The organism is Oceanospirillum sediminis (assembly GCF_014164585.1).
Classification (GTDB): Bacteria; Pseudomonadota; Gammaproteobacteria; order Pseudomonadales; family Halomonadaceae; genus Oceanospirillum; species Oceanospirillum sediminis.
Map to the genome: position 1 here is coordinate 24,876 of NZ_JACJFM010000052.1, position 8,178 is coordinate 33,053.

9 protein-coding genes are annotated in these 8,178 nt (G+C 47.2%); all 9 read right to left on the minus strand.

From position 1 onward, the window contains the following. Window positions 1-19: 19 nt before the first annotated feature. The gene (locus H4O21_RS22535; RefSeq protein WP_182811548.1) at window positions 20-178 is read right to left on the minus strand and encodes a hypothetical protein; all 159 of its coding nucleotides are present in this window, start codon (window positions 176-178) and stop codon (window positions 20-22) included. Between the two features lie 27 nt (window positions 179-205). Next, a complete protein-coding gene (locus tag H4O21_RS22540; protein ID WP_220495809.1) occupies window positions 206-607 on the minus strand; it encodes an HVO_A0114 family putative DNA-binding protein in 402 nt (133 codons plus the stop codon). 2 nt (window positions 608-609) lie between these two features. Continuing rightward, window positions 610-960, minus strand: a complete 351-nt coding sequence (locus H4O21_RS22545; RefSeq protein ID WP_182811550.1) for a toxin-antitoxin system TumE family protein — start codon at window positions 958-960, stop codon at window positions 610-612. Between the two features lie 147 nt (window positions 961-1,107). Continuing rightward, window positions 1,108-1,875: a KilA-N domain-containing protein gene (locus H4O21_RS22550; protein ID WP_182811553.1), complete on the minus strand. Its 768-nt coding sequence runs from the start codon at window positions 1,873-1,875 to the stop codon at window positions 1,108-1,110. A gap of 334 nt (window positions 1,876-2,209) precedes the next feature. Continuing rightward, the gene (locus tag H4O21_RS22555; protein WP_182811555.1) at window positions 2,210-2,800 is read right to left on the minus strand and encodes a hypothetical protein; all 591 of its coding nucleotides are present in this window, start codon (window positions 2,798-2,800) and stop codon (window positions 2,210-2,212) included. After that, window positions 2,781-4,085: an AAA family ATPase gene (locus H4O21_RS22560; protein ID WP_182811558.1), complete on the minus strand. Its 1,305-nt coding sequence runs from the start codon at window positions 4,083-4,085 to the stop codon at window positions 2,781-2,783. The genes H4O21_RS22555 and H4O21_RS22560 overlap by 20 nt, the downstream gene beginning before the upstream one ends. Before the next feature lie 324 nt (window positions 4,086-4,409). Then, the gene (locus H4O21_RS22565; RefSeq protein ID WP_182811560.1) at window positions 4,410-6,014 is read right to left on the minus strand and encodes a phage portal protein; all 1,605 of its coding nucleotides are present in this window, start codon (window positions 6,012-6,014) and stop codon (window positions 4,410-4,412) included. Between the two features lie 50 nt (window positions 6,015-6,064). Then, window positions 6,065-6,268 carry a gpW family head-tail joining protein gene (gene gpW / locus H4O21_RS22570; protein WP_182811563.1) on the minus strand — a complete coding sequence of 68 codons (204 nt, stop codon included), beginning with the start codon at window positions 6,266-6,268 and terminating at the stop codon, window positions 6,065-6,067. Window positions 6,269-6,288: 20 nt separating this feature from the next. Then, window positions 6,289-8,112, minus strand: a complete 1,824-nt coding sequence (locus H4O21_RS22575; RefSeq protein WP_182811566.1) for a terminase gpA endonuclease subunit — start codon at window positions 8,110-8,112, stop codon at window positions 6,289-6,291. Between the last annotated feature and the right edge of the window lie 66 nt (window positions 8,113-8,178).

An 8,178-nucleotide genomic window follows, 5' to 3' on the forward strand; every position in this document is an offset into this window, starting at 1 on the left:
GGATTATCTGGTCGGCATTTTAAGCCATCTTCATTCGACGAATTGGACGTTTAACCCGACCTTCTTTTGAACGGAACATACGTTCTCTTCGACGTTTCTCTTCGAACTCAATCAGCTCTTTCGCTGTGATAGGTTTTGCTTCCTGAGCTGGAGAAGTACGGCAACCAGCATATTTCATATTTCTGCCACTCACTTAACAGGCTTTCTAAACAGCGACAGCAACCGAGCTATCATGATGGCTGTAGTGCAAACCAAACTCGACTTTAAAATCCGTCGCTTTTACTTTTGGCTCTACCGCACCATTTTCACCCTTGCACAGCTCAACAATATTGTATTTCTCAAGACTTTTGAGAGTACGGGACAGATTGCTTTTTTTGCGGTTAGAAATCTGTTCCAGCTCTGTAATAGAACGAGGCTTATGCTCTGCGATAATGCGTAACAGCTCCTGATTTTCACTGCTCAGCACCTGAGCCATAGACTGAACCGACTCGAACCAGACCTTGGGTTCATTCTTTCTCGGTTTGTATTCACCTTTTGCAATGGCAATAGTCCGCTTCATGTAATCTTGCCGGGACATTACACCAATTGTCAGAACCTTAGTCCTCATGATCACACCTCGTTGAGAATAAGCTCTACTTCTTTCCAGAAGTCTTCCAGTAACTGCCCTGGACTTTCAAATTCATAATTCAGCACACGGTTTTCTTTATGCTTGTGATCCCATGTCACAATTCTTGCCCCGAATTTTTTCTTTTTGGGCTTAAAACCATGGGCATTATCAATGCCGAAAATCCTGACATTCGATCTGTCATGCAGTGTCAGTGAGTAACTGATGCCATGGGGAATATGCTCTGTGGCCGTTACCGAACGCGCTTCAAACTTCGTCCAGTAACCATTGTCCATCGGAAACACTTCACCGTTCAGAGCCAGCAGAGTCTCCAGCCCGTAATCTGTTTCATTCATATTTCTAAAGCACCTGCACACTCACTAAGAGTTATCTTCTAATGATAACCCATGCACTCTTATTCTCAACTAAATAATATCGCCTAGTGGTTATCCATACATCCGATGAAGCTGTACCCATATTGGATACAACTTCCCGGCACCCACTCACCCCCGCCAGCGGGTCAGCATTTTCTGGCTGATATTCAACCGCATCAGCGTTTCATCCATCACTGTCCAGCCATGCACCAGAACCGCATCCATCTGCCCAATAAGTGAATGGGCCTCTTTCGGCAGAAGTCGCTTCATCTCTTTCAGGATCATCTGACCATCTTCGTAAGACTTGCCGAATTCTTTATATTCGTATTCCGGGGCCTGCTTGAGTGGCAATTGCTTCTGATCGGCTGGCAGGTAATCCCCTTCCAGCACATACTCACTGATAAACTGCCGGGCATTGTTAAACTCACGTTCGGGAATATCCGCCCCGGATCTCACATCAAAACCCGCATGAATCTGATTCCAGAAACGTGCCTTAGCGGATGCACGTTCCCTGCCCTTAAGATGGGAAATCTTACCGTCCACCAGAGATGAAAGAATATCCATTCCATTAGTACCAATCGCCTGGTCGGATTGCGGCTGAGTCACCATCTGATCAAAAGCCCTGATCACAGCCAGATGAAACTTAGCACTGATCCACATGGCGTAGGCGTAAACGAGTTCTTTGCAGACCCACGTGCCTAACCTCGGCTTTTTGGAAATAGACGGGATTCCGTCTTTTTCAATTTCTGAAATCAATTCTTTGGTTTGTTCGTTAGAGGTCCAATAACGAGGACTGTGCTTGTTTAAGCTACCAGAAGCTTTATGCAGATCATTGAGAGAAAAGAGTCCATCAACAGAACGAATATCATGAGAGAAGATAACGAGATGAGCGGCCATAATAGCCTCCTTTGGTTTTTTCGAATGAATCGCCCCATTTCGACGTGGGTGCCAGGAGGTTCGAAACGGCCCAAAGTACCGCGAGCTTATTTCCTCGAAAGGTGTTTTATTCACTGCCCTCCCGGCCGAACTGGCGCATTACGAGCGCAACTCGGATAGGGATTTTGCCAAATTTCAGGCACAAAAAAACCAACGCTATCGGGGTTGGGTAGCTCCGCTTTGGGTAAAGAGGTTTCGACGCCTCAGCCCCAAGGGTAGGGCTGAGAGGGGGCGGGTGTCAAGCGCTTGAAGAGAATTTATTATTGATAATCAATATTCAAAAAGCATTACCAAACTAACAAAAGAATTTAATATTTGTCCCAGAATGCAATTCAATATAAGGAACTTTCCATCCTGTTGCATCTCTCAACATTTTTAGAATATATTGCCCCTTACTTACAGTAGCTGCTTCGCTTATTATATACCCCTCTAGATTATTAAGACTATACTTAGCAACTGATCTAGAAAGAGCATTATACATAGCTTTTCGCCCTTTAGATTTATCTCTAAAAACTACACCATATTTTATATTCAGCCTAAAAAAATCATCTTTTTCAAACGACTCAATATTTTCTTTGCAGAAAAAAAACAGTGTTGCACATGCTTCATGTATCTTCAGCCTTATATCTTCTTTTTTTGCATTAACACCCGACTTAAACTCTACAAAATATAGCACCCCATCGTTATAAAAAAGAGAATCTGGTGACCTTTCATTACTTGCCCTTCCATTACAATTAGCAATGCTATCAAAATCCAAGCCTAACACATAGCTATCTATAAAGCTTCTCTGATTAGAACTATCATAACTCAACTCAGAGATACTCTTAACTTCACTACCATACGAGGATAATAATGCCTTATATACTTCACTCTCCTTTAGAGCCATACTCAAACCTCTCAAGCTCTTCATGAAGATCAAATAATGGTTGTGCTAACTGTTCAACAACAATACCAACATCACCTGAAACATCTACTATCTCTGACGTCCCATTGATTTTTTTTGCAAGATAGAAGTTTGAATCTAAAGCTTCCATTCGACTAAACCCTTCCAAGGCCTCTAACATATATGGGCTATGTGTTGTTATTATTATTTTTGCTCCCTGCGAGACTAACCCCACAATAACTCGAGCAACTTCTATTTGCCATTTGGGATGTAAGTTAACCTCAGGCTCATCTAGAATTAGTAAGTTATCACTATTACACGCCCCTGATTTTATTAATAAATCTAATATACCTAAAGATTTTATCCCTGTTGCAACATTAGCGCTAGGTATTTTATAGTTACCTCGGTCAAGAAAAAAATCTGATGCCTGTCTGTTATATTGCATATTACCTTTATAGATATCAGATAGACTTCTACTCAAACCTCGATATTCTGTAAGCAGCTCATCAAACACTCTTATTTTCAGTTTTTCAGACAAATCCCTTGCGTGAAAAGGAATAGCTTTATACTCTGCTCCACCTACTGCATTATCATATAAAAACAGCTCATGATATTGAAGGACAGAAGTATCATCGACAAAAGTCACATCTTTAAATCCTAGTCCAACATCATCATAAAAACATACCTCATCTACTTTTTCTTTACCCCATAGTATATCAACAACCTCAGACTCACCATCTTTAATAAATATACCAGACTGGATATTTTCATCTTGACCTGCAGGAAAAAGCCCTCCTTTAAACTCCGAGTACAAAGATTTACTAATCGCCTTTCTTATAATGCTCTCTTTATCTGTTGGCTCTAAAATATAATCTTTTAAATTATTTAACTTGCGAATCAATTTTCCCTTTAAAATAAAACGAGAAGCTTTATTTTCAGTTTGAAGAGATTCCAACATATCAATTCTATATTCAACCGCTTCTAATTCATCCTCCCTTACCTCTCTATAAAAAAAGTTAGGGTTAAACGTTTCTTTTAATACAGTATTCTCATTTACATTTATCAATCGCCGAAGAGTAATGTAAATATCCTCTATACGTTCAGCAATACCATCATCTTTATCTTCAATAACATCTTCCTTGTATCTAGATATAGCTTTTATTAAAGAAAAAAACAGTTTGCCTACAGTACTCTTGCCAGCATCATTTTCTCCAGCAATAACAGTGAGCCCATCAATCTTCACCTCTCCCCTTGAAATAATGCCTAAATTTTTGATCAATAATTTCATTCTAAGACCTATTCCAAACGATAGAAAAAGCGCTTCGCCGCATATTGCGAACACTAAATCCAAAAAATTTTATCTATTATAACATCCAAGTTTTTGCAAAACAGCAGGGATTAAATAATCATACAGAAGAGCTTTGATAGGGTTAATGCAGGACATCCACATTTTTCAGCAGGAAATTTATCAGGTCGAGAGCATTGGCGCCCAAGGGAAAACCCTAACTTTAGAAAAGGTATGTCCATCATGGACATACCCGCTGTTAGGAATAGCACATTATTTAAATAACGTACTCCTGCATTCTGAAGGGGTAGTCATTATAACCATCCCTTATGATTCTTCCCCGGAGTCATCCTCTTCAGCCGCCACACCCAGCACCCGCATAGCATTCAGCCGCATCAGGCTGGCGGGCAGTTGTCTGGCTTCCAGTTCTTCCGCTTCCCGTTGTTGCTGGTCGAATACTTCCAGATAGTCTTTGCCCATCAGAGCCATTTCGTCTTCGTAGGTGCTTAGCCCGGCTTCGATCCGCATAATGGCTTCTTTGGTTTCTTTCAGACCGTCGATGGCCAGTCGGCCCGAGCCGATCCAGCGGCAGCGGGTCCAGGCATTCGTTGCCTGATAAAAGTCGCGGGTGACACCTTTGGGCATGGATACCAGATTGCGGAACAGGAGTTCTTCCAGTACCAGCCGGAAGATGATGGTGGCTTTGCGGGCGGCGATGATTTTTCGTCGGCCCATAAAGTAGCGCCAGTTTTCGCCCAGGCTGGCCCGTGCCGCACTGTAGCTGATCTGTTTAAAGTCTTTGGCCAGGGTTTCATACGGCAGGTTCAGACCAGCGGCCAGCCAGCGCAGTACCGAGCCTTCCAGATCCACATAGCCGTTATCGGCATTGCCAGAGGTTTGCAGGTTAAGGCGTTCACCGCCGATCAGGTGCGGCACCCTTACGCCATTCATGGTGATGTCCAGTTCTTTATGGTAGTCGTTGACCACGCCCATATAATTGAGCAGTTGTTCCCCTTCAACCTGTCCGCCCATCAGGCCCATTACCATATCGGGCGGCATTTCACTTTCGATGGTGGCGGCATACATGGCATTCACAATAAAGTTCTGCAGTTTGGTGTGCTGCATTTTCGGCAGGATCTGCATCTGTTCCAGCACAGTCAGAAACTGGTTAGCGCCTCGGGTCTGGCCGTCTTCTGTGGGTTCAAAGATATGCACAAACTTGGGCCGACGATGACGGGTTTCCCGGCTCACGTATTGCCATGTACTGCCCAGGCCATTGCCAAGCCCGAAATCCAGATCTCCCGGACTACGAACGTGATAGCCCACTGCAGCACCGTGTCGGTTAATGGCGACACCGGCTTTCAGGCTGCGGGTATCCGCTTTGCCATCCGGGTTACAGACCCGTTTCGGGGTGATGGATTTAATGGCAGTTTTGATCAGTGATCCCGGCCGGTCGATCCATTCTGCGGCAAACATGTCTTCCCCCACTCGGGTATGCACCGCGACTCCTTCCCGAATCATCATGGTAAAGGTGCGCTTGCGTTCGGCATCCAGATAACAGCCGGTGGGGTCTTCTGCTATCTCATGCCAGGCGGCTTCGACTTCCCGCGCGAATGCGGCGGCTTCTTCCTGACTAATGCCCAGCACCTTGTAGTCTGGTTTGTAGCACAACCGGAACAGGTCCCCGACAATATTGTCCACGTGCAGCTGTACGCCGTTGCTGGCAAAGGCGTTGTTTCGCACCACGTCTTCCGCACGGGCGTTGCCCAGGTTCAGGCTGGGCAACAGGGCGGCATCGACCGTTTTAAGGCCGGGCTGCCAGTGGCTCAGCTGTCCGCCAAATCCGGCACCGGCTCCCTGATAATTCATGGTCGGGCGCATAGGCTGGCCTGCGGCATCCAGAATGGCCGGTGCCGGTGTGGCTGTTTGCATGGTGATGTCCTGCGGTTATTTAAGTGATGTAAGGAGGTACTGAAAAGCGATCAGAAGCGGAACCGAAACGCTCTGCGCCGTTGCTGGTAAGACAGTTCACTTTCCAGCTGGCTGATATAGCGTTGTAGCTCTGCCCGGTTGGCCGGGGTGTAATCCACCTTACGGCCATTTTTCTGGATGCTGACAACGGCTTTGCCGGTCAACAGGGTGTGATAGGCACTGCGGGCTTCGTCTAACTGTTGCTGTGTGGCCATAACGTTTTTTAACCTCTGTCTTAATCTTTGCCACGCATCATGCGGCCCAGTTCTGCCAGTGTTCTGGCTTTGCCTGATGGGTTGTTTTCTGTGGGTTCCGGCTCAGGTTGTTCGTTGCGGGTACTGGTTCTGGGCTTCAGGGTGCGTGGTCTTCTGGGTTGGCTGTCTGCCGGTTTGTGCTCTGTGGATTCAGCATCAGTCGTTTGAGCTGCTGCCTGACGATCCACCGCGTCTGGCCCTGCCGGTGTCTCTGCCCTTCTCTCTGGTGATGCCCGGCGGTTTTCTGGTTCAGGCTCATCCTGCCCCGGATAGTGATCCACCATCGCAATCACGTCCTGTGCTTCTGCCGCTAACAGATCCACCTGCAGTACGGTGTGTTCTTTGTGATCCCACCAGGTGGCTTTTTTCATCTGCAGCTTTTCTACCCGAGCCGCATGGTCGCAGTACACTTCGCAATCCCAGGCTTCAATGGCTTTACCGGCCTTAGGCTGCCAGATCAGTTGATTACGTTGTTTACCCGGTGCTTTCACCTCGCCGGTCATCTGCTCGAAGTAATCCGCCCGGACACCCTGATAAATATGCATCCGGTTAGGGCCGTTGCCCTGCAGTTTCAGCCGTGAGGCTAAGCCGTCTTTAATCAACTGAGTACCTACCCGCCAGAGCTTCAGGCCCAGTTTGTCGGCCTTACTGCGGTTAACACTCAGGTCATTAGAACGAGGCACCGCCACTGGCAGAGCATCTGCAGACTGCGCCCCTTTAATGGCCATCAGGTTGACGCCTTTGTTCTCGCGGGTTCTAACATAGTGGTATGTCGCCCCCTGAGTCACACCGTCACTGGTATCCAGGCTGGCGGCAGTGATGTTAAGAATGGCGCCGCTTTCGTGCTGATAACCGCCGAACAACATCCGATCCAGCTCTATCCAGCAGGGGTCATTGATGTCATTAATATCCCGGTGTGCCCAGATCTCGCCCCAGTAAATCAGCCAGGATTCATTGCCCCTGCCATAAGCCCGGATGATGATGGCGATTCGATCACGCTGAATATCAATCCCGGCAATCAGAATCAGCCCGGCCAGCGGGATCAGCAGTTCCTGATAGTCTTCGGCCTTCTCGCGCAGTTCGTCGGCGGTGACGTTATCGTCTTTGTATTCGTAAGCCTCGCCCAGTTTCTGGTTGATAAACTTACGCATCAGAGTGTCATCACCCTGCTTCTGGGCATGCACCGCCGCCAGATAATCTTCCACCACCTTGCCCAGCGACGTACCGGGAATGCAGACATACAGCTCATTCAGGCCGATAAACCCCACCCGGTTGCCGGTTTTGGCGGTGGGTGTCCAGCCGCAGAGTTTGTCACCGGCTTCATACGCCTGATAACAGGTGTTGCGGATGTTCTCCTGTCGCTGCCAGTCGTCCCATTCGGTGCCGCATTCCGGGCAGATATAAACCGCAGAGGAAGGATCGGCCCGGCCAAAAACCGGATGATTTTCTGTGCCGCTGGCAGTATCCCAGACGACGTTATCGAACTTGAGCACATGGCTCAGGCCACACTCATGACAGACCACCGGCAGTACGCGCTGATCGGTTTGTTCCAGTCGCTTTTCTGTTTTCGACAGGCCTTTAACTGCCGGTGTACCGCCCACAATCAGCTTAGAACCGACATAACGTTTCAGGCGTTCTTCCAGCAGGCCGATGGCATCGCCCTGATCCGCCACGTTATCAGCGGTATCGTCGGGTTCTTCAACAATGGCCAGGCCAACTTTGGAAGTGGATTTCACATTACCGGGAGAGTTAGAGCCGACCAGTTTTAAGAAACCGCCATCGTAACTATTCAGCTGCCCGGTCAAAGATATCTGGCAGCTGCCCACAAAATAACAGGGTTAAGGCATTACTTGCTGATACCGATTGTTTAC